The sequence below is a fragment of the Burkholderia sp. Bp8986 genome (genome assembly GCF_003854225.1).
In the GTDB taxonomy this organism is placed as follows: Bacteria; Pseudomonadota; Gammaproteobacteria; order Burkholderiales; family Burkholderiaceae; genus Burkholderia.
Window position 1 is genome coordinate 62,720 of sequence record NZ_QTQM01000033.1, and the last position, 24,424, is coordinate 87,143.

The 24,424-nt window shown below is 64.8% G+C and carries 23 protein-coding genes and 1 pseudogene; 18 read left to right on the forward strand and 6 right to left on the reverse strand.

Annotation, left to right across the window (positions count from 1 at the left end; genetic code table 11):
* Positions 1-312 precede the first annotated feature (312 nt).
* The 14 genes from DID99_RS25655 to DID99_RS25720 all read left to right on the forward strand — a co-directional run bounded on the left by DID99_RS25655 (position 313) and on the right by DID99_RS25720 (position 14,133).
* Positions 313-516: a Flp family type IVb pilin gene (locus DID99_RS25655; RefSeq protein WP_124667732.1), complete on the forward strand. Its 204-nt coding sequence runs from the start codon at positions 313-315 to the stop codon at positions 514-516.
* A 109-nt stretch (positions 517-625) separates the two neighbouring features.
* Positions 626-1,123 carry a prepilin peptidase gene (locus DID99_RS25660; RefSeq protein WP_124667744.1) on the forward strand — a complete coding sequence of 166 codons (498 nt, stop codon included), beginning with the start codon at positions 626-628 and terminating at the stop codon, positions 1,121-1,123.
* Positions 1,123-1,626 (forward strand): TadE/TadG family type IV pilus assembly protein, encoded by a 504-nt coding sequence (locus tag DID99_RS25665; RefSeq protein ID WP_124667745.1) that lies wholly within the window; start codon positions 1,123-1,125, stop codon positions 1,624-1,626. The genes DID99_RS25660 and DID99_RS25665 overlap by 1 nt, the downstream gene beginning before the upstream one ends.
* A 75-nt stretch (positions 1,627-1,701) precedes the next feature.
* The gene (gene cpaB / locus DID99_RS25670) at positions 1,702-2,640 is read left to right on the forward strand and encodes a Flp pilus assembly protein CpaB (protein WP_124667733.1); all 939 of its coding nucleotides are present in this window, start codon (positions 1,702-1,704) and stop codon (positions 2,638-2,640) included.
* A gap of 64 nt (positions 2,641-2,704) precedes the next feature.
* Complete coding sequence (locus tag DID99_RS25675; protein ID WP_124667734.1) at positions 2,705-4,036, forward strand: type II and III secretion system protein family protein; 1,332 nt, start codon at positions 2,705-2,707, stop codon at positions 4,034-4,036.
* Between the two features lie 60 nt (positions 4,037-4,096).
* Positions 4,097-5,368: a fimbrial protein gene (locus DID99_RS25680; RefSeq protein WP_124667735.1), complete on the forward strand. Its 1,272-nt coding sequence runs from the start codon at positions 4,097-4,099 to the stop codon at positions 5,366-5,368.
* Between the two features lie 3 nt (positions 5,369-5,371).
* Entirely contained in the window at positions 5,372-6,733 is a 1,362-nt protein-coding gene (locus DID99_RS25685; protein WP_124522577.1) for a CpaF family protein, read from the forward strand.
* Positions 6,726-7,718 (forward strand): type II secretion system F family protein, encoded by a 993-nt coding sequence (locus tag DID99_RS25690; protein ID WP_124667736.1) that lies wholly within the window; start codon positions 6,726-6,728, stop codon positions 7,716-7,718. Before DID99_RS25685 ends, DID99_RS25690 begins: the two co-directional genes overlap by 8 nt.
* 4 nt (positions 7,719-7,722) lie before the next feature.
* Positions 7,723-8,715 carry a type II secretion system F family protein gene (locus tag DID99_RS25695; RefSeq protein ID WP_124667737.1) on the forward strand — a complete coding sequence of 331 codons (993 nt, stop codon included), beginning with the start codon at positions 7,723-7,725 and terminating at the stop codon, positions 8,713-8,715.
* 18 nt (positions 8,716-8,733) lie between these two features.
* A complete protein-coding gene (locus DID99_RS25700) occupies positions 8,734-9,576 on the forward strand; it encodes a pilus assembly protein (RefSeq protein WP_124667738.1) in 843 nt (280 codons plus the stop codon).
* Positions 9,573-9,926: a DUF3613 domain-containing protein gene (locus tag DID99_RS25705; RefSeq protein ID WP_409362710.1), complete on the forward strand. Its 354-nt coding sequence runs from the start codon at positions 9,573-9,575 to the stop codon at positions 9,924-9,926. Before DID99_RS25700 ends, DID99_RS25705 begins: the two co-directional genes overlap by 4 nt.
* An 11-nt stretch (positions 9,927-9,937) precedes the next feature.
* Positions 9,938-11,968 (forward strand): pilus assembly protein TadG-related protein, encoded by a 2,031-nt coding sequence (locus tag DID99_RS25710; protein WP_260444709.1) that lies wholly within the window; start codon positions 9,938-9,940, stop codon positions 11,966-11,968.
* An 11-nt stretch (positions 11,969-11,979) separates the two neighbouring features.
* Entirely contained in the window at positions 11,980-13,371 is a 1,392-nt protein-coding gene (locus DID99_RS25715; protein WP_044846007.1) for a sigma 54-interacting transcriptional regulator, read from the forward strand.
* Between the two features lie 54 nt (positions 13,372-13,425).
* The gene (locus DID99_RS25720) at positions 13,426-14,133 is read left to right on the forward strand and encodes a DUF2968 domain-containing protein (protein ID WP_124488921.1); all 708 of its coding nucleotides are present in this window, start codon (positions 13,426-13,428) and stop codon (positions 14,131-14,133) included.
* An 83-nt stretch (positions 14,134-14,216) separates the two neighbouring features.
* Here DID99_RS25720 and hfq read toward each other — a convergent pair whose 3' ends face one another.
* Positions 14,217-14,783: an RNA chaperone Hfq gene (gene hfq / locus DID99_RS25725; protein ID WP_044846005.1), complete on the reverse strand. Its 567-nt coding sequence runs from the start codon at positions 14,781-14,783 to the stop codon at positions 14,217-14,219.
* A gap of 295 nt (positions 14,784-15,078) precedes the next feature.
* Between hfq and DID99_RS25730 the strand changes: the two genes are divergently transcribed.
* Positions 15,079-15,363: a PXPV repeat protein gene (locus tag DID99_RS25730; protein WP_044846004.1), complete on the forward strand. Its 285-nt coding sequence runs from the start codon at positions 15,079-15,081 to the stop codon at positions 15,361-15,363.
* 33 nt (positions 15,364-15,396) lie between these two features.
* On the opposite strand, the gene DID99_RS25735 is transcribed toward DID99_RS25730, so the two are convergent.
* From DID99_RS25735 to DID99_RS25750, 4 genes are all read right to left on the reverse strand, one after another.
* The gene (locus DID99_RS25735) at positions 15,397-16,311 is read right to left on the reverse strand and encodes a DUF1571 domain-containing protein (protein ID WP_124667740.1); all 915 of its coding nucleotides are present in this window, start codon (positions 16,309-16,311) and stop codon (positions 15,397-15,399) included.
* 29 nt (positions 16,312-16,340) lie between these two features.
* A complete protein-coding gene (locus DID99_RS25740) occupies positions 16,341-18,095 on the reverse strand; it encodes an AMP-binding protein (RefSeq protein WP_124667741.1) in 1,755 nt (584 codons plus the stop codon).
* A gap of 329 nt (positions 18,096-18,424) precedes the next feature.
* The gene (locus tag DID99_RS25745; RefSeq protein WP_044849270.1) at positions 18,425-19,243 is read right to left on the reverse strand and encodes a TetR/AcrR family transcriptional regulator; all 819 of its coding nucleotides are present in this window, start codon (positions 19,241-19,243) and stop codon (positions 18,425-18,427) included.
* 216 nt (positions 19,244-19,459) lie between these two features.
* Entirely contained in the window at positions 19,460-20,680 is a 1,221-nt protein-coding gene (locus tag DID99_RS25750; protein WP_044849269.1) for an MFS transporter, read from the reverse strand.
* Positions 20,681-20,959: 279 nt separating this feature from the next.
* On the opposite strand from DID99_RS25750, the gene DID99_RS25755 reads away from it, so the two are divergent.
* The 3 genes from DID99_RS25755 (at position 20,960) to DID99_RS25765 (ending at position 23,998) form a co-directional block, all read left to right on the forward strand.
* The gene (locus DID99_RS25755; RefSeq protein ID WP_124667742.1) at positions 20,960-21,502 is read left to right on the forward strand and encodes a GNAT family N-acetyltransferase; all 543 of its coding nucleotides are present in this window, start codon (positions 20,960-20,962) and stop codon (positions 21,500-21,502) included.
* Positions 21,503-21,627: 125 nt separating this feature from the next.
* Entirely contained in the window at positions 21,628-22,254 is a 627-nt protein-coding gene (locus tag DID99_RS25760) for a ParB-like protein (protein WP_124571754.1), read from the forward strand.
* Between the two features lie 25 nt (positions 22,255-22,279).
* Complete coding sequence (locus tag DID99_RS25765) at positions 22,280-23,998, forward strand: SulP family inorganic anion transporter (protein ID WP_124667743.1); 1,719 nt, start codon at positions 22,280-22,282, stop codon at positions 23,996-23,998.
* Positions 23,999-24,048: 50 nt separating this feature from the next.
* On the opposite strand, the pseudogene DID99_RS37940 reads toward DID99_RS25765, so the two are convergent.
* Positions 24,049-24,164, reverse strand: a pseudogene (locus DID99_RS37940) (carbohydrate kinase); the annotation flags it as partial.
* Positions 24,165-24,424 lie beyond the last annotated feature (260 nt).

Here is a 24,424-nt window from a genome sequence, read left to right on the forward strand (position 1 = left end):
GGCTGTGCTCCCGGAAAGTTTTTTCGATCCGGTCTTAAAAGAGGTTGGAAGTTAAATGTGATCGGATATAGAATCCGGAGCAGGTGTAAGGAAATGTACAGCTCGGTACACGACGTTCGAGGAGGGTCACTATCGCGAATGTTAACTTGCATCAAATTGTGATACATACCCCTCGGGGTGACATATAAAGAAAGCGCATCCGGTTGTCGTTACTTAGTTGTAGCGAACGACGCGGGGCAAGGGCCCGATATGCGAGGATGTACAACGTATAAAAGGCCAAAAAACGTACATACAGGCACGAGGAATTAAAAAATGAAAGCACTCATCAAGCGCTTCCTCAAGGAAGAAGACGGGGTTACCGCGATCGAGTATGGGCTGATTGCGGGTCTGATTGCTGTTGCCATCATCGCTGGCGCCTCCTCGGTGGGGTCCAATCTCAGCAGTACCTTCTCAAAAATTGGTACCTGTGTCTCGGCGCCGAGCAGCACGTGCTGGACTGCGGCTGCTTCGAGTTAATCGCGGCGGGTGAGAGGGCGCGGGTTCCGGAAATCATCTTGCGGCCGGGCAGCGGGCGGACTGCATTAGTTGTTCGCCCGCCGATCTGGCCGGGATCGATCGCGGCGTGATGGTACGTCTTATTTTCTGCGGGACATTCCTGGGCTGGGCGGTATTTGTCGCGGCCAGTGATATCCGTCTTCGGCGCATTCGAAATTCACTCGTCATTTTCGGTTTGGTGGCCGCACTGGTGGGCGCGACGATCTCCGGAAATCCGTTTGGAATTTCCCTCTCTCAATCATTGGCAGGCGCGGTCGTAGGGCTGATTTGCTTTTCGCCCTTGTTCGCATTGCGCGTCATGGGCGCGGCCGACGTTAAGGTATTCGCCGTACTGGGTGCATGGTGTGGTGCGCAAGCATTGTTGTGGCTTTGGGTTGTCGCGAGTCTCGCCGGGGGGCTGCACGCGCTTTGGTTAATGCTGCTGTCGCGGACGTCTCTTTCCCTGCTGTACAAGCGCACGATGCCCACAATGACGCTCGGCGGCCGTCGCGCGACGCCCTATGCGGCCTTTCTCGTTATACCCGCGGCTGTTTGGCTTCTGCATCTTATGTATGTGAGGGGAATGTGATGGCTCGGGGGACGCAAGCGCGCCAGCCGTCCGCATGGCGGTGGCAACGAGGAGTGGCGGCGGTTGAGTTCGCTGTCGTCTTTCCTTTGTTCTTCCTGATTTTCTACGCGATCGTCACGTTCGGGATGGTGTTCATCATCCAGCAAAGCCTGACATTCGCGGCATCCGAAGGCGCGCGCGCTGCGTTGAACTACACGTCGGCGCCGTGCGACCGCCTGCAGGTCAATGCGCGAAATGCCGTGACGCAAGCGTTGGGCGGCGCACCGTGGTCGAAGAACGTCAGTTTCGCCGCGCAGGTGTCCACTTCGGTACCGTCGCCCACGTCGACGCCCGGCGTGACCTGCGGCGGGACATTCACATCGACGTCCACCGCCGCATTCAACGTGATGGTGACAACGACCTATTCATACGCGGCGAATCCGCTGATCCCGTGGATATTCCTGTTCACTGCGCCGCAGCTGCAGAGTAGTGCGACCGTGCAAGTTCAGCCAAGCATGCTCTGAATCGCAATCCTATTTAATCGAGTCGCCCGATCGTCATCACGCTCCTGAACCTGATTCCGGCATTCCCATATCAACATGGCCAACAATCTGACAAAAATCATCGCGGGGTTGCTGATTGCGATCGCTGTTCTGCTTGGAATCTACGCTTGGATGCTTGGACGCAGTACGCCTAGTCCCATCCCCGTGCAACAGGCTGTCGCTGCGAGCCCGGTGTCAGTGGTTATCGCGACGCGCGCGCTGCCGATGGGGCAGCCGATTGCCGCCGATGCGTTGAAGGTTCAACCAGTTGCTCCTGCGCCGGCAGGTGCGTTTTCCGATCCGGCCGCCCTGGTCGGTCGCGTTCCGGTGAGAGACATCCCGGCGTCGGCACCGGTTGTGTCGGACGCACTGGTGTCGGGGCTTGCCGAGGACGTGCAGCCGGGCGAGCGCGCGATTGCGGTTCGTGTCGACGAGACCAATGCGGTCGGCAATCGCCTGCGGCCCGGCAACTTCGTCGACGTCTTCGTGAACCTGAAGCGTGAGGCGGGCGGCGGGATGCTCGACGGCGAAGTCTCGCAGACACAAGCGCGGCTCCTGATGTCGAAGGTGCGCGTGCTGTCGTTCGGCGACGCGACGCCGGAGCGCGACAGCGGCAGCAACACGAACGGCAATAACGGCCAGCCGAGCAATACGCGCATCGCGGTGCTCGCGGTGCCGACGGCGCAGGTCGATGCACTCACGCTCGGCGAGGCGAGCGGTCGGCTGACGCTCGCACTGCGCAATCCGCGCGACGACGAGCTTGCGATGCAGACGGTGGCGGTGCGTACGGACAACAAGTTGTCGCCGTCGGCGCTTGCCGCGGCCGGCGTATCGCTGCAACAGCTGTCCGGTACGTCGAGGACTGCGGTGGCCAACGTAAATGTGCCGCCGCTGCCATCGCGCTTGCCGCCGGCAGGGCGATCCGTCGGAGGCGGTAGTGGCGGCGGCAGCATCGAGCTGATCCGCGGCGGCCGCTCGGAAACGGTTGCATATTGAACAACATCGGTGGCCATCGATATCTGCGACGACAAGTAAAGGCCGTGCGACGGCCCAACAAACAATGAAAAACATACTGACTGCATTCGCGATTGCTCTCTGGACCTTGACATTCGCATCCACTGCAAGCGCGAGCGGCACGATTGAACTCGCGGTCGGCGCGCAGCGGCAGATTTCTGCAGGTCGTGCGCTGCAGCGTGTCGCAGTCGGCGATCCCGCGATCGCCGACGTGTTGATCATGAAGGGCAGTCGTAACGGTTCCGTGCTGCTGACCGCGAAAGCGCCGGGTACAACGAACGTGATGTTGTGGGAGCGCGGTCACGACGAGCCGACGGTGTGGAGCGTCGAAGTCGTCGACGCGGCCGCGCAAGCGGTGCTCGACGGTTCGACGCCGCAGGTGAAGGCATACGGCGGGACGTCGGTGCTGCGGGGAACGTCGGCATCGCTCGATGCGCACGAACGTGCCGTGGCGGTTGCCAAGAATATGAGCCCGAAAGGCACGGTGATCGATCGTTCGACGCTGGCCGGCAAGAATGTCGTGCAGGTCGACGTGCGAGTGGTGGAATTCAGCCGCTCGGTGCTCAAGCAGGTCGGCTTCAACTTCTTCAAGCAGAGCAACGGCTTTTCGTTCGGCTCGTTTTCGCCGGGCGGCGTGCAGTCGTATAACGGCGCGTCGGGCCCGGGTACGGCCGGGTATATTCCGACGCTCGGCGCACCGGTTGCGTCTGCATTCAACCTGGTCGTGAATGCAGCGGGCCGCGGCATCTTCGCCGACCTGTCGCTGCTCGAAGCGAACAATCTAGCGCGCGTGCTCGCCGAGCCGACGCTCGTCGCGCTGTCCGGCCAGAGCGCCAGCTTCCTCGCCGGCGGCGAGATCCCGGTTCCGTCGCCGCAGGGGCTTGGCTCGACCGCGATCCAGTGGAAACAATACGGTGTGGGACTGTCGCTGACTCCGACGGTGCTGAGCCCAAGCCGGATCGCGCTGAAGGTCGCGCCGGAATCGAGCCAGCTCGATTTCGTGAACAGCGTGACGATCAGCGGTGTCGCCGTGCCGGGCATCACGACGCGTCGTGCCGATACGACGGTCGAACTCGGCGATGGCGAGAGTTTCGTGATCGGCGGCCTGATCGATCGCCAGACGATGTCGAACGTGAGCAAGGTGCCGCTGCTCGGCGACCTGCCGATCATCGGCACGTTCTTCAAGAACCTGAACTACCAGCAGAACGACAAGGAATTGCTGATCATCGTGACACCGCATCTCGTCGCACCGATTGCGAAGGGGGCGGTGCTGCCTGCGACGCCCGGCGAATTGTCCGAGCAGCGCGACGGGCCGGTATGGCGATCCTACCTGGGCGGTGCGGCATCGCCGGATGCGGCACCGGGGTTTTCGAAATGAATCTGAGGCATTGCGCGTCGTGGCACATTGCTACGCCTTGCGTAATCGGGGGTGTTCGACATGAATGCACGAACCCAATCGTTGTGTGAACCCGCCGTGACCGACTACTTCGTTTGCGCATCGACAAAGGAAGCGCATGTGCGCTGGCTGGCCGATACGCTGGTGTCGGCCGGTGCGGTCGAGGCCGCGTCGCTGGAGCCGGGCGTGCTTGCGCAGCGCATCACGGGGCTCAATCCGGCGCTCGTGTTCATCGATTTCTCCGAACGCAGCGAAGCGGCGAGCGTCGCTGCGGCCACGGTACGCGCGGCACATCCGGGGTTGCCGATCGTCGCACTTGGCTCGCTCACCCAGCCGGAGAGCACGCTTGCCGCACTGCGCGCGGGCGTGCGCGATTTCATCGACGTGTCGGCATCGGCCGAGGACGCACTGCGGACGACGCGTGGATTGCTATCCCACGTCGGCGAGCCGACGAGCCGTCACGGCAAGGTCGTCACGTTGCTCGGCGCGCGCGCGGGCATGGGGGTCAGCACGCTCGCAGCGAATCTCGCGGTCTGGCTTCAGAAGCGGGCACTCGGGCCGGGTGCGGCGGGCACGGACGGCGGTGCGCCGGCCGGCCGCCAGACCGCGCTGATCGACCTGGGGTTGCCGGCCGGCGACGGCGCGCTGTTTCTGAACACGCGTTGCGAATTTCATTTCATCGATGCGGTGCAGAACCTGCGCCGCATCGACCGCACGTTCGTGAACACCGCACTCACGAGGCATCAGAGCGGTGTCGCGCTGACGACGCTGCCGCCGGACCTCGGCGCGTTGCGCGATGTGTCCTATGCGTCATGCATCGGTTTGCTGAACCGCCTTCGCGCGTTCTTCGACCAGCAGGTCGTCGATCTCGGCGGGTTCTCGAATCGCGAGTTCGTCACGCAGATCGCCGCGTCGGCCGACGAGGCGTGGCTGGTCTGCGATCAAGGCGTCGCATCGATCGTTTCGGCCGCCGACCTGATCACTGGGTTGCGCGACGGGGGCGTCGATACCGATCGCGTCAAGCTCGTGGTCAACCAGTACGATCCCGCGCTGGGTCTGATGCCCGGACAGATCGCCGAGCGTCTCGGGTTATCGCTGGTCGGCAGCTTGCCCGCGCGCCGCGTCGCGATCGGCCATGCGGCGAACCAGGGGCGGCTCATCGTCGATGCGGCAGAGCGTGATCCTTACGTGCGCGCACTCGAATCCCTCGCCGCGCGGTTGCCCGGCGTATCGGGCATGGCGGGCGCGTCGCGCGCGGCGCCTGGCCTGTCCGCGCTCAAACGTTTCATTCAACCTTCGTCCAAGCGGTCGTAACCGATGGCACACGACATTCAATTCGCCGACGGCGCAGCGCCGTTCTCCCAGACGCAGCAATTCCACGACATCAAGAATGCCGCGCACGAGCACCTGCTGACGCGTATCGAGGAGCTGGGCGCCGAGTTCGGCCGATGGTCGCGCCAGGCGATCAATCAGTTCGTCGATCTCGAGATCGACAGCTTCGTGCGCCTGCGCCGCATTCCGCTCAACGAGAACGAGGTGCGGGCGATTGCGGAAGCGCTGACGAAGGAACTCGCGGGCTTCGGGCCGATCGAGGATCTGCTCGCGGATCCGGCGGTCGAGGACATCCTGATCAACGGCTACAACGACGTGTACGTGTCGCGTCACGGGATCCTAGCGAAGCTGCCGGTGCGCTTCACCGACAACGCGCATTTGTTGCGAATCGTGCGCCGGATCCTTGCGCCGATCGGGCGCCGTCTCGATGAATCGAACCCGATGGTCGACGCGCGACTGCCCGACGGCGGCCGCGTGAACGTCGTGATCGAGCCGCTGTCGATCGACGGCCCGATCGTGTCGATCCGGAAATTCCGCAAGGACCCGCTCAAGCCCTCGGACCTGCTCGGTAACGGCACGTACAACGAAGAGATCGGTGCATTGCTCGAGGCGGCGGTCGAGGCCCGCTGCAACGTGCTCGTGTCGGGCGGCACGAGCTCGGGCAAGACGTCGCTGCTCAATGCGCTCGCGTTCCACATTCCGGAGGCCGAGCGTGTCGTGACGATCGAGGATACGGCGGAACTGTCGCTGAACCACCCGCACGTCGTGCGCCTCGAAAGCCGGCCGGGCGGGTTCGACGGTAGTGGCGTCGTGACGATTCGCGATCTGTTGCGCAATACGCTGCGGATGCGTCCGGACCGGATCATCGTCGGCGAAGTGCGCGGCGGTGAAGTGCTCGAAATGCTTCAGGCCATGAACACGGGCCACGACGGCTCGATGGGCACCGTGCACGCGAGTTCGCCGCGCGAGTGCCTGTACCGTCTCGAGATGCTCGCCGGCTTCGCGGGCTTCCAGGGGACCGAATCGAGCCTGCGTCGCCAGATCGCGAACGCGATCGACTTCATCGTGCAGATCGGACGCCTGTCGAATGGGCGCCGCCGGATTCTGTCGATCACCGAAGTGACTGGGCTGTCCGACAACATCATCGCGACGCAGGAGCTGTATCGCTACGAAGCGCGCGTCACGCCGGAGGGCGAGGAAGTCGATCACTGGGAGTCGCTGGGCATTCATCCGCATTCGCCGAAGCTCGCGCGTTTCCGCCAGACGCTGACGAACAGCGGCCTGGGCAGTTTCGGCGGCGGCTTTGGCGGCGGCGGTTTCGGTCGCGGCGGGGGCTTCAATGTATAGCGCAACGATCTGGATGCTCGCGGTCGCGATGCTGTGCGTGGCATCGGCACTGATGCTGTGGCGACATGCGGAAACCCGGCGCGTGCGCACCGATGCGAAGCGCTTCATCGACAGTCGGCTGGAGCCCGGCGCACGCGCGGCGGCACCGGCTGCAAGACCGGCAGCATCCGCGGCGCCGCGTGCCGTGTCGTCATCCAGTGGCGCGCGCAATGCGGCATCCGGTGCTTTCTGGGTGCACTGGCTTGCGATGGCGACGGAGTATCTGACCGACCTCGTGAACCGTGCCGGGATCGAAGGGGCACGCGGCAAGGCGATCGTCGCGCTGGCGGCTCTCGTGACGGTTGCGGCAATCGCGGGCAGCCGCGGCGGCGTGCTCGCGTGTTTCGCTGCGCTTGTCTGCGGGAGCGCGATTTTCGGCATCTGGCTCACATCGCGCATCCAGCGGCGTCGACTGAAGATCGTCCGGCAGATTCCATCGTTTCTCGACGGGATCGTGCGACTGGTGACGCTCGGCAACAGCGTGCCGGCCGCATTCCAGGCAGCGCTGCTGACGACGGAGGAGCCGCTGCGGGGGTGTCTCGACCACGTGTCCCGGATGTTGCGCACAGGTGTCGAGATCGATCGCGCGATGCTTCATATCGCGAAGATCTACCGGACGAAGGAATTCGAACTTCTCGGATCCGTGCTGCGATTGTCGGTCAAATATGGCGGCCGTGCGGACGTGATGCTCGAGCGCATGGCCGTGTTCATGCGCGACCTCGAGCAGGCGGAGCGCGAACTGGCGGCGATGTCGGCGGAGACGCGGTTGTCGGCGTTCGTGCTCATGATGCTGCCGATCGCGATCGGCAGTTTTGTCGTGATGACCAATCCGAAGTATCTGGAAGGCATGTGGATTGATCCGAACGGACGCACGTTCCTTGTCTTCGCGTTCCTGATGCAGGTTGCCGGGAGCGTGTGGTTGTATCGAATGGCTCGACTCAGGTGATGCGATGACGGCAACTCAGATCGGCTCGATTGCTCTGGCGCTCGGCGCGCTGGGCGTGCTCTTGCTTGGAATGATCGCGTTGCTGCGTGCGAGGGCCGCGTCGCGTGCCCAACGCGCGCTGGCCGATGCGCTCGACCAGCGTATGGCAGCACTCGAAGCGGCCAAGCTACGGACCTCGACGGAAGAACGTACGGAAGCGAGACCGGACATGCGTGGCCAGCAGCGCATCGAGCGGATGCTCGCACGATTGTCTGCGGCGGGGATGCGCTGGCTCGATACCGGTTTCGGCAAGCACATCGTCGCGGAAGAGGATCGTCGTCTTCTCGAGCAATGCGGTTACGTCGACACGCGCACGCGCGGACTGTTTCTGATCGCACGGATCGCTTGCGGGATCGCGGTGCCGGTGCTTTTCGCGGTAGTCGCGAGTGGACGAATGAAAGGCGGACACTGGACGATCGGCATGTTCGCCGCATTCGGGTTTGGCTTCATGCTGCCGAAACTCTATGTGCGCCGTCGTGCAGCGGCACGGCGCCAGAGCGTCGTCGATGAACTGCCTTTACTCGTCGACATGCTGCGCCTGTTGCAGGGCGTGGGATTGTCGCTGGATCAAAGCCTGCAGGTCGTGACGAACGATTTCCGCGGGATGATGCCGGTGCTGTCGTCCGAGGTTGGAATCGCGCAGCGTCAGTTTGCGGCGGGCCGCACGCGCGACCAATCGATGCAGCGGTTGTCCGGCGGGTTCGACAACGAGGACTTGCGCGCGATTGCCCGGTTGATGGTGCAGGTCGACAAGCACGGCGGCGCGGTGCAGGAGCCGCTCAAGCAGTTCGGCGACCGGCTGCGCGAAACGCGCCGCGCGATGCTGCGCGAGCGGATCGGTCGACTGACCGTGAAGATGACAGGTGTCATGGTCCTCACGCTGTTGCCCGCACTGCTGATCGTGACGGCGGGGCCCGGGTTTCTGGCGGTGATGCATGCGCTGTCGGCGCGTCATTGATGGTTGGAAGGAACGACGATGAAGCGGATAAGCAGGATGGCGAGGCACGCAGGTATGGCGATGGCGGTGCTGCTCCTTGCCGCATGTGCGACCAAGGAAAGCGGGTACGGCGTCGGTGCACAGACCGAACGTGCGGCGCTGATCCAGGCGGCTGACCAGAAACAGGCGGTGCCGGATACGCCCGCGATGTATCTCGGTCTGATCCAGCGGATGCAGGCACAGGGTCTCTATTACGCGTCGCTTGCGCACATCGACGCATACGACAAGGCGTACGGCGTGTCGCCGGACTCGATCTTGCTGCGCGCGGATGCACTGCGCATGACCGACCAGCCGGCTGCGAGCGCGGCTGCATACACACAGTTGCTGAAGACGCCGCTCGCCGCACGTGGTTACCGCGGGCTCGGGCTGATCGCCGGTGCGGCCGGCGATTTCGGTCACGCAGTTCAGGCATTGACGCAGGCGTCTGAACTCGCGCCGACCGATGCGTCGCTGCTGTCCGATCTCGCCTATGCGAAATTGCGTAATGGCGACGTGGTCGGCGCGCGGGTGCCGCTGATGAAGGCGGCGGAACTGGATCAACGCAACCCGAAAATCGTCAGCAACCTCGCGCTGTATCTGCTTGCTGCCGGGCGCACCCAGGACGCGCAGCGGCTGATGAACCAGCAGCATCTTCCGACGGATATCCGCAAGGACATCGTCGGCGATGCCGCAAAAATCGCTGCCGCGGCACGTGCGCAGCAGCGTGCGGTCGCGACTCCGCCGGTGGTGTCGCGGCGCTCCGCGGCCGCACCGATCACGCCGATGGCAAACAATTTCGGCTATGACCAGACCGTGCCGCTGCTGCAACGGTTTGCACAATGAACAGACAGGCGGGGAACGACATGAACAATAAACATTATCGAAACACGCTTGCGGGCCGCGTCGCGGTATTGAGCGCGATCATGGGCGTGGCGATGGGCACTGCAGCCGCACAGGCGCAACAGGGAACGGCACCGGCTGCATCCGACGTCGACCGTTCGACGAAGGAGTGGCTGTCGATGCAACGAGACAATCGAGCAGCGGCACCGACGCAGCCGATGCTCGGCGACGTCGCATCGGTCGTTTATCAGCGCTATCTCGATTCGTTCAAGAACAAGATTCCCGAGTCGATGAGCACGCAACTTGGTAGCTCGTCCGGTGGCATGTCGGGTAGCGGGCAGGGCACGCAGTAAGCGAGATGACGATGCGCGTAGATCAACCATATGGATCTCGGCGGCGGGGTGCTCGCTGGCCGGGGAAGCGACGTCAACGCGGTTCCATCGTGGTCATGGCAGCGCTCTGGGTCACGGTCGCGATCGTCGTGCTCGGGGTCATCGACATCGCGAATCTGTATCTGCAGAAGCGGGATCTGCAGCGGGTCGCGGACCTGGCCGCGTTGGCGGCGGTGCAGCCGATGTCGAGCGATCCGACTGGTTGCCTGAGCGATGCGAAGAACAATGTAACCACGAGCGCGAACATCAACGACAAGGGTTATACGGTTACGCTGATAAGCGCCACGGCAACAGCAAATCCTACGGCGGGAAGGGACCAGATTGCCGTCAGTTGCGGGAGGTGGGATCCGTCGACCGCCTATGTGACGCCGGCGTCGGCCGCGGCGAATGCGGCGCAGGTGACGGCGTACCGGCAGGTGAGCTACGTCTTCCTTGGGCTGCTGAACAAGTTGAGCGGGCGGCAGGTCGTTGTTTCCGCAACGGCTACCGCACGCGCGGCGGCAATCGACACGTTCAGCGTGGGGTCGACGCTCGCGAGCCTGAATTCCTCGTCGTCCGCGATTCTTGACCCGCTGCTCACCGGATTGCTGGGCGCGTCGGCCAACGTCAATGTCGGTCTGGCGAGTTACCAGGCGTTGGCCGGGGCAAACGTTACGCTGGGTCAGCTGGCGAACGTCGCGACGCAGCTCGGCACCGCGGGGATGTCGAGTCCAGCCAGCGTCGGGAAGTTGCTCGGTCTCAATCTGACCGTAGCGGATATCCTGAACCTCACCGCCACCGCGGTCGGCAGCAATACCACGGTGGGCACGGTACTCACCGCGCTGAAGAACAGTGTTGGCGCCAACGTCAATGCCAACAAGATATCTTTGGGAAGTCTCCTTCAATACTCGGGCAGCAATGCGGAAGCGGCCGCGAACGCAAGCATCAATGTGCTTCAACTGTTGCTGACGACGGCGGAGGTCGGGGCATACAACAGCGCGCTGACGGTGTCGGTCGGCCAAGGCAACTGCCCCGGCAGTCCGTTTTGCCCGCTCATTTCAGCGGTGTCGTCGCTGGTTCGAGTCAACAGCCTGCAATTGCAGGTGCTGGCACCGCCGTCGATCGGGATCGGCGAGGCCGGACAAGTGAACGGCATCTGGCGCACGCAGGCGTCGCAAGCGGAGATCGGACTCTACGTCGATGTGCAGGCGCTGTCGGATCCGCCTCCACTGGGAATTCCCGGCGTATTGACGCTTCAGCTGACGGGACCGCACTTGCCGCTCTATATCATCCTGGGCGGCCCAGGGCGCGCTTGGCTGGCCAATACGAGTTGCCAATCGACCCCTGCATCGAGCACCGCGACGTTCGGTGCGTTGCCGGGTGTAGCGATGATTTGCGCCGGACAAACAACTGGCGGCAAGCTGAACCTCAATTCACCGAGCTGTGCGTCCACCTCCGGCACGATTCCCGTTGCCAAGTTGTCGGGCGGGGGACTACTCGGCAATTTTTCGCTTCTGCAAGTCGTCCTGTCGGTATCGAATCCCGTCGCGTACGTTGGGAGTAGCGCCAGCACGCCCATCTACAGCGGGCCGCCATTGCCCTCGACCCCTGGCGCGCTGAACGCCAGCCTGTCATTGAGCGGGACGGGGATCGTCTATCAGAACAGTTCGCAATACTCGTTCTGCAATACCAAGCCGAGCAACGGCGCTTGTACGTCGTCCGCGTGGTCTCCCGGGCCCAACTGGACCACGTCGTCGACGGCGACCAACACACTCAACGTACAACTGACCAATCTGTTGAATCTACCGTCGCTTCAACTGAATGTCTTGGGGCTGGATCTATCGATCCTGACCGTGATTCTTCAGCCGCTGACGGGGCAGCTCATTCCGTTGCTGCTCGGCCTAGTCAATCCGTTGCTCAATACGCTGGTGACACCATTGCTGACGGCATTAGGATTGCAGATCGGCCAGCTGACCGTGATACAACACAGTCTGACTTGCAACGCCCCGCAAATCGTTCATTGAAAGCATCAACGATGAGAACCCCCTCCGCAATCGCAGAACTCGACCTGTACGTCTGGGAAGGCAAGGCGGACATTGTCGACCGCGTTGCCCGCTGCATGGCGAGCTTCGACGTCGAGGTGATCCGCGCCGACAATGCGGAAATCTCGCCGGAGCGCGCCGCCTTGCGGCCATCGCTCGCGATCATCAGCGTGACGATGATCGAGACCGGTGCGGCGTTCCTGCGCGACTGGCAGGCCAACATCGGCATGCCGGTCGTCTGGGTCGGCGCGGCGCGCGACCACGACGCGTCGCAGTATCCGCCCGACTATTCACACATCCTGCCGCTCGACTTCACGTGCGCCGAGCTGCGCGGGATGATCGGCAAGCTCGTCACGCAGCTGCGCGCGCATGCGGCCGATACGCTGCGGCCGTCCGAACTCGTCGCGCACTCGGAGTCGATGCAGGCGCTGCTGCACGAGGTCGATATGTTCGCCGACTGCGACACCAACGTGCTGCTGCACGGCGAAACCGGCGTCGGCAAGGAACGCATCGCGCAATTACTCCACGAAAAGCATTCGCGCTACCGCGACGGCGAATTCGTGCCGGTCAACTGCGGTGCGATTCCGGACGGCCTGTTCGAATCGCTGTTCTTCGGGCACGCAAAAGGCTCGTTTACCGGCGCGGTTGTTGCGCATAAGGGCTATTTCGAGCAGGCGGCGGGCGGCACGCTGTTCCTCGACGAAGTCGGCGATCTGCCGTTGTATCAGCAGGTCAAGCTGTTGCGCGTGCTCGAGGACGGCGCCGTGCTGCGGGTCGGCGCGACGACGCCGATCAAGGTCGATTTCCGTCTCGTCGCGGCCAGCAACAAGAAGCTGCCGCAGCTCGTGAAGGAAGGCCTGTTCCGCGCGGATCTTTATTACCGGCTCGCGGTGATCGAACTGAGCATTCCGTCGCTGGAAGAGCGGGGCGCGGTCGACAAGATTGCGCTGTTCAAGTCGTTCGTCGCGGAGGTGGTGGGCGACGAACGGCTCGCGCAACTGTCCGACCTGCCTTACTGGCTCGCGGATGCGGTGGCGGACAGCTATTTCCCCGGCAATGTGCGCGAACTGCGCAACCTTGCGGAGCGCGTCGGCGTGACGGTGCGGCAAACGGGCGGCTGGGACGCCGCGCGACTCCAGCGGCTGGTCGCGCATGCGCGCAATGCGGCGCAGCCGGTGCCGGCGGAGAGCGTGGCGGAGGTCTTCGTCGACCGCAGCAAGTGGGACATGAACGAGCGCAGCCGCGTGATCGCGGCCCTCGACGCAAACGGCTGGCGACGCCAGGATACGGCGCAGCAGCTCGGCATCAGCCGGAAGGTGCTGTGGGAAAAGATGCGCAAATATCAGATCTTCGACGAAGAGCCCGAGACCCGCGAAAGCGAATAATTAATGCGATAAAATCGCGCTGAATTACAACGACACGGGCAGGAATCAAAATTCATGAGCCATATGACGGGGTTGGGGCGGGCGTGGGTGTTGCTCGCGATGATGGGAGGCATGCAGGGCGCGTTCGCGCAGGGGTTGGCGGGCAATGCATCGCCGGCGGTACAGCAGGCGTCGGCACCGGTGGCGGCGATTCCGGTGATCGATCAACAGGTTCAAACCTCGATACAGCCGCAGGCAGGCGAGACGACGGGGCAGAGCACGGTTGACGAACTGCAGCGCCAGATCCAGGCGCATTCGCTGACGGAAATGCGCACCAGCTATAACGGCAGCTACGGCGCGAGCCAGTTGTTCAGCGTGAAGGACGGTTCCTATTTCGTCGCGCTGTTCCAGCAGAAGGCGTTCTGGCGCGTGATCAAGACTTACGACGAAGCGCGCGCGGAAGCGATCTATCGCGATTTCTCGCGTCAGGCGGAACGGCTGTCCGTCAACGAGCTGCGTGCGGCGAAGCTGGAGTCGCAGAAGGTGCAGACGGACCGGCAGATCGAAGTCGCGCAGGAGCGGGCGCGGCGTCTGCAGGCCGATATCTCGATCGCCCGCGAGCAGCAGGCGGCGGTCGCGGATCGCCAGAAGAGCGTCCGCAACGAAACGGCGGCGCTGCAGGCGCAACAGGCGGCGCTTCAGTCGCAACTGCGCGCGTTGCAGCAGCAGGTGCGTTCGCTGCAGCGGGAGGCCGACGCAGGTTTGCCGACGACGGCACACTGAGCGATCACGGCACGGCCGGTGCGGCGACATGCCGCGCCGACCCACCAGAAAAAAGGGCAAGCCGCCTGGCTTGCCCTTTTGTTTTACTGGCCGTCCGGCACGATTCGCCGGCGGCGCGTGACGATCACCGGCCCGTTGCCGCCGCGTGCGTCGGACGGCGACGTGTTGCCCGATGCGTCGCCGGCATCGCGCGGTGCGCCGTAGCTTTCGCGCGGGGCGCCATAGCCTTCGCGGGGCTCGCGCGGCGCGCCATAACCCTCGCGCGGTTCACGGGAACCGTAACCTTCACGCGGCTCGCGCGAGCCGTAGCCGCCGCCGTCGCCACGCGATTCGCGGGAGCCACCATGCGAGCCGTACGGGCTGTGGCCGCCGCCTTCGCGGCCGCCCGGCCGACCGCCGGGCCGCGGGCCACGGGGACCGCCGCCGCCCGGGCGCGAGCCGCCCGTGTCGAGCTGGATCGTGGAAATCGCACGCTTGTAGATGCCTTGCAGACCCACGGGGGTGCGCAGCATCACCAGATACTGGTCGAACGACTCGATACATCCCGTCAGACGAATGCCGTTGACGAGATAGATTTCAACGCGCTTACGTTCCTTGCGCGCCGAATTGATGAAGTCGTTTTGCGGATGGGATTCTGCGGGATTGGCCATTGAGGTGCGGCAGGAGCCTGCGTCAGAGAATATGTTGTGCGTGTGTGTGGCGTGGTTGCCCACCAAGCGTTTGGCGGGATTTTACCCTGTTCGTTCCACCAGCGCGCAGTCGTGATTGTGTCGAACCGTAACCCACTATAGACGTTCCCGTGCATTTTCGCGATTCGGTCGAATGGCTAGTGCCGTTTCGTTACGTCGCGTTACGAATCTCGCAATGGCGTAGCACCTGGCGGCGCGCGGCGGGATTACATTCCACGCGCATGCCGGGCAGGCCGGCGGATCCGGGAAGGGGAACATGAACAAGAGGGGATTGGCGGTGTGGATCGGGAGTGTGGCGTTGCTCGCTTCCGGCAGTGCAATGGCGGGGCGCGTCGACCTGTCGGTGGGCATCGGCGTGCCGGTCGCACCGGTCTATGTCGAGCCGGCACCGGTCTATGTGGCGCCCCAGCCTGCGGTAGTCGCTTATCCGGGTTACGGATACGGCTACTACGGCGACGAGGACGACGACGGCTACCGGAAATGGCGCAAGCATTATTACAAGCATTGGCACAAGCATCACCACGACGACGATGATGATTGAGCGCGACCTGCGTGGCGCCGGCGCCGGTGACGATCAGAACGCATAGTCCGGGTTCTTCGGGTCGAACGCGGATTCGTCGAGCACCGCCGGCGCGATTTTCTCGATGACGATCCGTTCGAAGATCCTGCCGTCGTTGTCATAGGATTCGATGGTCCTGAAGTAGGGCGCGTGCAGGTCGAGCCCGAGGATTTCCTTTTTCGCGTAGAACTGCGGCCGGCCGGTCGGCGTCTCGTAGGTGAGCGCGACGACGCGCACACCGCCGATCGTCTTCGCCTCCACCTGGGTCGGCCGCTGCACGCCGGCTTCCTGGTATTTCCTTCCTTCGGTCAGGTACAGGTTCGTGATGAACTCGGTGCCGAGATCCTTCACCTGGTGATTCGACTGCGCACGCGCGAGTGCGCCGTCGAGCGCCGTCCACAACGGAATCTTGCCGAGCAGGCCGCCGAGATGGCCGTACATCTCGTCCTTGCGCCGCGTCGTGTCGTAGATCGTCTCCTGTCCCGCATGCGCGCCGCCCGGCAGCCATTTCGCATAAACGCGCAACGGTTCGCGGGTCGTCTTCACGAGCATGCGGTCGGGCGTGTCGGACCATTTCCCGCTGATGCGTTCCTGGCGCACCATCGTGAACTGGTACGACGGATAGCCGTTGGGACCATTGCGGATATAGAGCGGCACGGCGAGCGGATCGAGTGCCTTGAACAGCGCCGTGAGCGTCGCGTCGTCGAGTTGCGCGAGCGTGCCGCGCTGGGCGGCCGTGCGCAGCCAGCGCGCCTGCTGCGCGACCGGCTCGCGCGTGACCTTCGCCAGCTCCGCCGGCAGTGCGACCTCCTGTACCGCGCTCGCGGCATCGGCGGTTTCCTCGGCGTGCAGGCCGGCTTGCGCGAGCGACAGCACGCACGCGAGTGCCGCGGCGGCGTACCGCGCGCGGCGCTTCGTTCCTTCGTTCATCGACAGCGTCTCCGGGCGCATTGGATCGTTCAGCCTTGCTTTGCGGCCTTGATCCTGGCGAGTTCCTCGTCACGCAGCGCGCGGCGCAGGATCTTGCCGACGTTGGTCTGCGGCAGCGCATCGCGGAACTCGACGAATTTCGGCATCTTGTAGCCGGTCAGGTTCTTGCGGCAGTGCGCGAGCACGTCGTCGACCGTCAGCGTCGGGTCGCGGCGCACGACGAAGACCTTGATCCGTTCGCCCTGTACTTCGTCCGGGATGCCGATCGCAGCGGCTTCGCTGATGCCCGGATGCATGACCAGCACTTCCTCGATCTCGTTCGGATACACGTTGAAACCCGACACGAGGATCATGTCCTTCTTGCGGTCGATGAGGCGGATGAAGCCGCGCTCGTCCATCACGCCGATGTCGCCGGTGCCGAGCCAGCCGTCGGCGTCGATCACCTTCGCGGTCTCGTCGGGCCGCTGCCAGTAGCCGCGCATCACCTGCGGACCGTGCACGCACAGCTCGCCCGGCTCGCCGACGGCGGCCCAGGTGCCGTCTTCGCGGCGAAAGCGCACGAGTGTCGACGGGGCCGGCAGGCCGATCGAGCCGCTGAACCCGGCCATGTCGCTCAGGTTCACCGGATTCATCGTGACGATCGGCGAGCATTCGGTGAGCCCGTAGCCTTCGACGATCGGCCGGCCCGTGACTTGCTGAAAGCGCTCCGCGACCGCGCGCTGCATCGCCATGCCGCCCGCCATCGCGAGCTTGAGCTTCGAGAAGTCGCGCTTACGGAATTCGTCGTTGTCGAGGAACGCGTTGTACAGCGTGTTGATCCCGGTGATCCCGGTGAACGTTTCGTTGCGGATGATCTTCATCACCATGTTCATGTCGCGCGGGTTCGCGATCAGGATGTTGCGTCCGCCGAGCCCCATGAAGATGAACGCGTTCACCGTCAGCGAATAGATGTGATAGAGCGGCAGCGGCGTGAGCACGGTCTCGACGTCGCCCGACACCTGGTCGGCGATCCACGCCTTCGCTTGCAGCAGGTTCGCGATCAGGTTGCCGTGCGTGAGCATCGCGCCTTTCGCGACGCCGGTCGTGCCGCCGGTGTACTGCAGGAACGCGAGATCGTCGCGGGTCGTCTGCACCGGCTGCGGTTTGCCGCGTGCGCCGAGTGCGAGGGCGGAGCGCAGCCGGATCGCCTGCGGGAGGTTGTAGGCCGGCACGAGCTTCTTCACGTGCTTCAGCACGAAATTGATCAGGCGTCCCTTCGCATTGAAACCGTCGGCGAGCAGGTCGCCGAGCGCGGTGACGATGATGTTCTTCACCTGCGTTTCCGGCAGCGCGTCCTGCAGCGTGCGCGCGAAGTTCTCGAACACGACGATCGTCTGCGCGCCGCTGTCCTTCAACTGGTGCGCGAGTTCGCGCGCGGTGTAGAGCGGATTGACGTTGACGACGATCGCGCCGGCCTTCAGCGTGCCGAACAGTGCGACCGGGTACTGGAACGTGTTCGGCAGCATGATCGCGACGCGGTCGCCCGGTTTTACGCCGGTGCTTTGCAGATACGACGCGAACGCGTCGACTTTCTGCGCGAGCTTGCGGTAGGTCATCGATGCGCCGGCGCTTACGTAGGCGACCCGCTCGGCGAAGCGCGTCGTGCATTCGTCGAAGAACTGCACGAGCGATGCGTATTGCGTGACGTCGATCTCGTGCGGCACGCCGGGCGGATACGACGCGTACCAGATGCCGTCGCTGTTCGGCGGGAGCTGGGCCGCTGCGGTTGCTGCGGATGAGGCCATGATGTGTCTCCGGTGTCGGTACGAGTTAGCGCTTTAGCGCTTACTCGTACCCCATGCTTCGCGGTCGGTGAGAGTTGGCGCTTCAGCGCTTACGCTCACCCGTGCTTTGCGGTCGGTGAGAGTTGGCACTTCAGCGCTTACTCCCGCCCCATGCTTCGCAGTCAGTGAGAGTCAGCACTCCAGCGCTTACTCGTACCCCATGCTTTTCGTCGACGAAAGCAAGCCTGCCTTGGCTCCCGCCGCATGACATTCGTTCGGCCCGGGCCGGCGCATCAACGCCGGCCCGGGCCGCCCAAATCGTGAAACGCCGCCTGCGCGGCCTGGTGCGATCAGCTCGCCGAAGGCGCCGTCGCCGTATCGGCAGCAGCCGTGCTCGACGACAGCCCGAACGCTTCGCTCGCGCCCGCATCGTCGAGCACGGCCGCGAAGATCGACAACTGCGCGCTGTCGGGCATCGGCGCCTTCAGCGCGGCGACGATCAGCGAGGACAGCCGCGCGATCATCTGCACGTCGTTCATCGTGCGGCCCTGCGAGAATTCGTCGATCAGGCTTTCGGTTTCGGCACCGGCCAGCGCGCCGGACAGCGCGCCGATCGCGAAGTGCAGCCGCCAGCCGAGCTCGGTGCGCGGCAGATGCGGCAGCGCGCGCTGGAACGCATCGAAGAAGCGGCCGGCGACGCTCGCGTAGTGCGCGGTCAGGAAGTTGCGTACGAACGGCGACGGATCGGTGTACGCGCGGCCGATCAGCCGCAGGAACGCGGGGCCGCCGCGCTCGGGGTCGCGCGATGCCTTCAGCGCGGGAATGAACATCGCGCCGAGTACGTGCTCGCAGGTGATGTGCGCACCGAGCTGCGCATCGAAGCGGTCGAGGATGCCGAGGCGTTCCAGGTTGAGCTGGTCGAGCCGGCGCGACAGCATCGCGTGGATCAGCGCTTCCTTGCTGCCGAAGTGGTAGTTGACCGCGGCGAGGTTCACCGTCGCGCGCGACGTGATCTGCCGCATCGACATCGCTTCGAAGCCATGTTCGATGAACAGGTCCTCGGCCGCGTCGAGAATGCGCGCCTTCGTCCCGCCGGTCTGCCGATTGCCGGATGACCGCGTCCCGGACGGTCGTCCCGCGGACGCTCGCCCCTCCTGACTGACTGCCATGTCCCGCCTCCCAATGCCGGTTGCCCGGCCGCGAACAGGTGATTTGATTATCTGATTCAAACAGCCGTTTTTATTAAGATAAAAAAACGCGTACGGCGCGGGCAAGCGCGGAATCTGGACAAATTCCTCTAGTTCGATGTGCGGATGCGGAAAGTCTGTCGCGCGGCCCCGGCGGGACGGGGCACGCGCGATGGTGCGTCGCGGCAATGCGCGGCTTCATCCGGCGGTGGTACGCGTATTGACCGATTGCGTCATGTCGATGCCGCGCCGTTCGCGGCTGAACAGGATCAGCACGGCGATCACGACGGCGACGATGCCGGCCACGAGCGCCAGCGCGAAACTGTAGTTGTTGCCCTGGGAGACCGCGAGCGATGCCTGCATCGTCGCGTTGCCCGACGCGAGCAGGTTGCCGAGCTGGTAGACGACGCCGGGGAAGGTCGCGCGGATCTCGTCGGGCGAGATCTCGTTCAGGTGGACGGGGATCACGCCCCACGCACCCTGTACCGAGATCTGCATCAGGAACGCGCCGGCGGCGAGCGCGAGCTGGCCGCTCGAGAACGCCCACAGCGGCAGCACCGGCAGCGCGATCAGCGCGGCGATGAAGATCGCGCGGCGGCGGCCGATCCGCTCCGAGATCGCGCCGAACGACAGGCCGCCGACGATCGCACCGATGTTCAGCACGATCGTGATCCACGACACGGTGTGCGGATCGAAGTGATGCTGTTCGCGCAGGAAGGTCGGGTAGAGATCCTGCGTGCCGTGCGAGAAGAAGTTGAACGCGGTCATCAGCACGATCGCGTAGATCGTGAGCTTCCAGTTCTGCTGCAGCGTGGCGCCGAGGCTCGGGCGCGGGCGCTTTTCCATCTGCTTCCAGGCCGGCGATTCGGGCACGTGCGTGCGCACGTACAGCACGAGCAGCGCAGGCAGCACGCCGACCATGAACATCCCGCGCCAACCGATGGTCTGGTAGAGCAGGCCGAACACGACGGACGCGAGCAGGTAGCCGCTCGGATAGCCGGCCTGCAGCAGGCCCGACACGAAGCCGCGCGCATGGGTCGGCACGGTTTCCATCGTCAGCGCGGAGCCGACGCCCCATTCGCCGCCCATCGCGATGCCGAACAGCGCGCGCAGCACGAGCAGCGCGGTGAGGCTCGGCGCGAAGCCCGACGCGAGCTCGAGCAGCGAATAGCATGCGATGTTGACCATCAGCGTCGGGCGGCGGCCGAAACGATCGGCGAGCCGCCCGAAGATCAGCGCGCCGATCGGGCGCATCGCGAGCGTGAGCGTAAGCGCAAACGCGACGGCGGGGATCGTCGACGCGAATTCGGCGGCGATGTCCTTCAGCACGAAGACCATCAGGAAAAAATCGAACGCGTCGAGTGTCCAGCCCAGGTAGGCGGCGATCGTGACGTTGCGTTGTTCGCGGGTCCAGCTCATGTCCGAGGTCTCCTCGTTGGCTTGTGCGCACACTCTGCCGGCGGATGCCGGCCCGGCTGGCGCGCGGCGCGGGGGCATGGATCGAGTGTAGGCCGCGGCGCCGTGCGATGCGGGGCGCGATAACCGCGTATCGGGAATAATCCCTACGAAATGAACTGTTGAGAAAACGGAAATGAGCGTGTGCGTGACGAGCGACAGTCGTCTGTATCATTCCGGAAGGTTTTTTGTATCAGATACGTAATGCACGCGATGCGCATCGCCACCGAATCAGGAGCCCCGATGACCGAACCGTCCGTTGCCGCGCTGCCCGCCCTGGAGACCACGCGACTGTGGCTGCGCCCGCGCGTGCTGGCCGACCTCGACGCGAGCATCGCGATGGATCGCGATCCGGAGGTCACGCGCTACATCGCGGGGCCGTGGCACGACCCCGACGAACATCGCCGCTTCGTCACGCATCGGATCACGCGCGCCTATCCGCCGGGCCTCGGTTACTGGTCGATCTTCGAGAAGGCCGCGCCCGACGCGTTCATCGGCTGGATCTTGCTGATTCCCGATTATGCGGGCGGCGCGCGCGACGTCGAGATCGGCTGGCGACTCGTGCGCGCGGCGTGGGGGCGCGGCATCGCGTGCGAGGCCGCCGCGGCCGTCGTGCGTCACGCGTTCGACACCGTGCGGCTGCCGCGCGTAATCGCCGATATCGCGGAGGCGAATTCGGGTTCGCTGAACGTCGCGCGCAAGCTCGGGATGCGGCGCGTGAGCGTCGTTCACGATGGCATTCCTTACGTTCGCCATCGTCTCGAGCGCGACGACCTGCGTACATAGCGTCGCGTGCGGGCGCGACCGGATGTCAGGGATGGTCAAGCGCACGCGCATCGAGGTCGCGACGTATTAACGGCTCGCACGATCAGGAGTATCGTTGCCGGAAATTCGCAACATGGGGTACGACCATGGCACTCGGCAACGACGTTCATCTCATTCCCGTCCGGCTCGACGCACTGCGTCCGACGCAAATGACGGTCGGCTATCGCGAAGTGAAAGCGAAGCGCAAGCACTGGAAGGCGCTCGACAAGCGTGCCCGCAAGGCCGCGATCGACTCGCACTGGTTTCCGGCCGTCCTCGGCCCGGGCGGGCTGCACTACATCACCGACCACCACCATCTCGGCCTGGCGCTGATCGAGGAAGGGGAGGCGCGCGTGAACGCGATGCTGCTGAAGGATCTGTCGTGGCTCGACGACACGATCTTCTGGCGGATGATGGAACACAACCAGTGGGTGCATCCGTTCGGCGTGGACGGCTCGCGTCGCGACTACGCACAACTGCCGAAGGCGCTGACGGGGCTCGAGGACGATCCGTATCGAAGCCTCGCGGGCGAGCTGCGCACGGCCGGCGGCTACGCGAAGGATGCGACGCCGTTCAGCGAATTCCTGTGGGCCGACTACCTGCGCCAGCACGTGACGCTCGACCAGATCCGCAAGAACTTCGCGAAGGCGCTCGACATCTCGCTGCGCCGCGCACACGAGCAGGACGCGCGCTATCTGCCCGGCTGGTCGGGTGTCATCGCCGTCAAACCCTGACCCGCACCCCGGCGCCTACCGTCTCATGACGACTGCCCCGACCCGTCCGGATGCCGGCTTGCAGCATCCCGAGCATTTTGCTGCACTCGATGCGGCGCCGCCGCCGCCCGCGCAGCGCATCGGCCTCGATGCGCTGGCTGGCCTGTCGATCGCCGGGTTGCTGATTCCCGAGGCGGTCGCATACGCGGGTCTCGCCAACCTGCCGCCGCAGGCCGGTCTGATCGCGCTGCTGTCGGGGCTCGTCGTCTATGCGCTGACCGGCAGCAGTCGCTTTGCGATCGTGTCGTCGACGTCGTCGTCGGCGGCCGTGCTCGCCGCGACCGTGCTGGCCGAGTCGGGGATGGCGCTTGCCGCGCAGCTCGCGCTCGCGGCCGCGCTCGTCGCGATGACCGGCGTGCTGTTCATCCTGGCGGGCGTCGCGCGGCTCGGGGGCATGTCGGATTTCGTCGCGCGACCGGTCCTGCGCGGTTTCACGTTCGGCCTGGCGCTGACGATCGTCATCAAGCAGCTGCCGAAGATTCTCGCGATCTCCGTGCAGCACAGCGATGCGCCGCGCGTCGCACTCGACCTCGTCACCGGCGCACCGCATGCAAACCTCGCGAGCGTCGCGCTCGGCGCGGCCGCGCTCGCGCTGCTGTTCGTGCTCGGGCGGCGCTCGCGCGTGCCCGCGACGCTCGTCGTGATCGTGCTGTCGATCGCGGCCGGCTATGTGTTCGACTGGCAGCATTACGGGATCGCGATCGTCGGACACATCGATTTCCGGCATCTCGAATTCGGGCTGCCGCATCTCGACCGGAACGCATGGATGCAGACGGTCGAGCTCGCGTTCGCGCTGATGCTGATCCTGTATGCGGAGTCGTACGGATCGATTCGCAACTTCGCGCTGAAGCACGGCGACAGCGTGTCGGCGAACCGCGACCTGGTCGCGATCGGCTGCGCGAACCTCGTGTCGGGGCTGCTGCACGGAATGCCGGTCGGCGCGGGCTATTCGGCGACGTCCGCGAACGAGGCGGCCGGCGCGCAGTCGCGTTTCGCGGGCTTGTGGGCGGCCGGCGTGGTCGCGCTGATCGTGTGGCTGCTGCTGCCGCAACTCGCGCGCACGCCGGAGCCCGTGCTCGCGGCGATCGTGATCTTCGCGGTCAGCCACTCGCTGCATCCGTCGGTGTTCCGGCCGTATTGGGTCTGGCATCGCGACCGGCTCGTCGTGATCGCCGCGCTGCTCGCGGTGCTCGTGCTCGGCGTGCTGCACGGGCTGCTCGCGGCCATCGGCGTGAACCTGCTGCTGACGCTGCGCAAGTTGTCGGAGCCGAACGTGAGCGTACTCGGCCGGCTGCGCGACGGCCACGATTTCGTCGACGTCGCGAATCACGCCGATGCGAAGCCGATCCCCGGTGTGCTGATCGTGCGGCCCGAGGCGCAGCTGTTTTTCGCGAACGCCGATCGGATGCTCAATCGCGTGCGCGTGCTGATGAAGGCCGCGCCCGATACGCATACCGTGATGCTGAGTCTCGAGGAAACGCCGGACGTCGACGGCACGACGATCGAGTCGTTGCGCACGTTCGCCGCCGAATGCGCGGCACGCGGGCTGCAGTTCGCGATCGTGCGGCTCAAGGAGCACGCGTTGCATGCGCTGCGCCGCGCGACCGACGATACGCTGCGCGACGATGCGATGTCCGAACTGAGTGTCGACGAGAGCCTGCAACTGCTGCAGGCGCGCGGTAACGGCGGGAAGCGTGGTGCGTGACCGGGTGGCGAGCATGCTCTGCCTGGTGTTTCCCGTGCCGCCGAATCAGCGCGGCTGACCATGCCGGCGAAGGCGGTCGGCACGCCGAGCCGCGCGCCACGTTCCAGCATGAACCGCCGGCGACGCTGCGCCAATGCCGCGGGTCATCACGGATGAAGTCGGTCAGCGCTTCGCCGAATACGGCCCGGCGGGGGAACGTCGTCGTTGTGTCGAGACCATGTGCCGCGGCGTGTCGCGCGGCGGTTGGGGTGAACGGACGGGCAGGGCCGGTGTCCGCGCGCGGCGACGCGCCCGACACCGACCGGCACCGCCAGGAATCGCGGGTCGCGTCGCGCGATCAGCGCGGGCTGCTCCAGCCTTTGTAAGCCTTCACGTTGTCGCGCGTGACGAGCGTCGGCTCGATCAGGATCATCGGGTTGGCCGGCT

What these genes read in the sequence shown, in the direction of transcription:
- DID99_RS25745 (WP_044849270.1), bottom strand. Translation starts at nt 19,243, where the DNA reads ATGGCAGTCAGTCAGGAGGGGCGAGCGTCCGCGGGACGACCGTCCGGG.
- hfq (WP_044846005.1), bottom strand. Translation starts at nt 14,783, where the DNA reads ATGGCCAATCCCGCAGAATCCCATCCGCAAAACGACTTCATCAATTCG.
- DID99_RS25655 (WP_124667732.1), top strand. Translation starts at nt 313, where the DNA reads ATGAAAGCACTCATCAAGCGCTTCCTCAAGGAAGAAGACGGGGTTACC.
- DID99_RS25750 (WP_044849269.1), bottom strand. Translation starts at nt 20,680, where the DNA reads ATGAGCTGGACCCGCGAACAACGCAACGTCACGATCGCCGCCTACCTG.
- DID99_RS25730 (WP_044846004.1), top strand. Translation starts at nt 15,079, where the DNA reads ATGAACAAGAGGGGATTGGCGGTGTGGATCGGGAGTGTGGCGTTGCTC.
- DID99_RS25690 (WP_124667736.1), top strand. Translation starts at nt 6,726, where the DNA reads ATGTATAGCGCAACGATCTGGATGCTCGCGGTCGCGATGCTGTGCGTG.
- DID99_RS25675 (WP_124667734.1), top strand. Translation starts at nt 2,705, where the DNA reads ATGAAAAACATACTGACTGCATTCGCGATTGCTCTCTGGACCTTGACA.
- cpaB (WP_124667733.1), top strand. Translation starts at nt 1,702, where the DNA reads ATGGCCAACAATCTGACAAAAATCATCGCGGGGTTGCTGATTGCGATC.
- DID99_RS25700 (WP_124667738.1), top strand. Translation starts at nt 8,734, where the DNA reads ATGAAGCGGATAAGCAGGATGGCGAGGCACGCAGGTATGGCGATGGCG.
- DID99_RS25755 (WP_124667742.1), top strand. Translation starts at nt 20,960, where the DNA reads ATGACCGAACCGTCCGTTGCCGCGCTGCCCGCCCTGGAGACCACGCGA.
- DID99_RS25685 (WP_124522577.1), top strand. Translation starts at nt 5,372, where the DNA reads ATGGCACACGACATTCAATTCGCCGACGGCGCAGCGCCGTTCTCCCAG.
- DID99_RS25765 (WP_124667743.1), top strand. Translation starts at nt 22,280, where the DNA reads ATGACGACTGCCCCGACCCGTCCGGATGCCGGCTTGCAGCATCCCGAG.
- DID99_RS25695 (WP_124667737.1), top strand. Translation starts at nt 7,723, where the DNA reads ATGACGGCAACTCAGATCGGCTCGATTGCTCTGGCGCTCGGCGCGCTG.
- DID99_RS25720 (WP_124488921.1), top strand. Translation starts at nt 13,426, where the DNA reads ATGAGCCATATGACGGGGTTGGGGCGGGCGTGGGTGTTGCTCGCGATG.
- DID99_RS25660 (WP_124667744.1), top strand. Translation starts at nt 626, where the DNA reads ATGGTACGTCTTATTTTCTGCGGGACATTCCTGGGCTGGGCGGTATTT.
- DID99_RS25665 (WP_124667745.1), top strand. Translation starts at nt 1,123, where the DNA reads ATGGCTCGGGGGACGCAAGCGCGCCAGCCGTCCGCATGGCGGTGGCAA.
- DID99_RS25715 (WP_044846007.1), top strand. Translation starts at nt 11,980, where the DNA reads ATGAGAACCCCCTCCGCAATCGCAGAACTCGACCTGTACGTCTGGGAA.
- DID99_RS25760 (WP_124571754.1), top strand. Translation starts at nt 21,628, where the DNA reads ATGGCACTCGGCAACGACGTTCATCTCATTCCCGTCCGGCTCGACGCA.
- DID99_RS25740 (WP_124667741.1), bottom strand. Translation starts at nt 18,095, where the DNA reads ATGGCCTCATCCGCAGCAACCGCAGCGGCCCAGCTCCCGCCGAACAGC.
- DID99_RS25710 (WP_260444709.1), top strand. Translation starts at nt 9,938, where the DNA reads ATGCGCGTAGATCAACCATATGGATCTCGGCGGCGGGGTGCTCGCTGG.
- DID99_RS25680 (WP_124667735.1), top strand. Translation starts at nt 4,097, where the DNA reads ATGAATGCACGAACCCAATCGTTGTGTGAACCCGCCGTGACCGACTAC.
- DID99_RS25735 (WP_124667740.1), bottom strand. Translation starts at nt 16,311, where the DNA reads ATGAACGAAGGAACGAAGCGCCGCGCGCGGTACGCCGCCGCGGCACTC.
- DID99_RS25705 (WP_409362710.1), top strand. Translation starts at nt 9,573, where the DNA reads ATGAACAGACAGGCGGGGAACGACATGAACAATAAACATTATCGAAAC.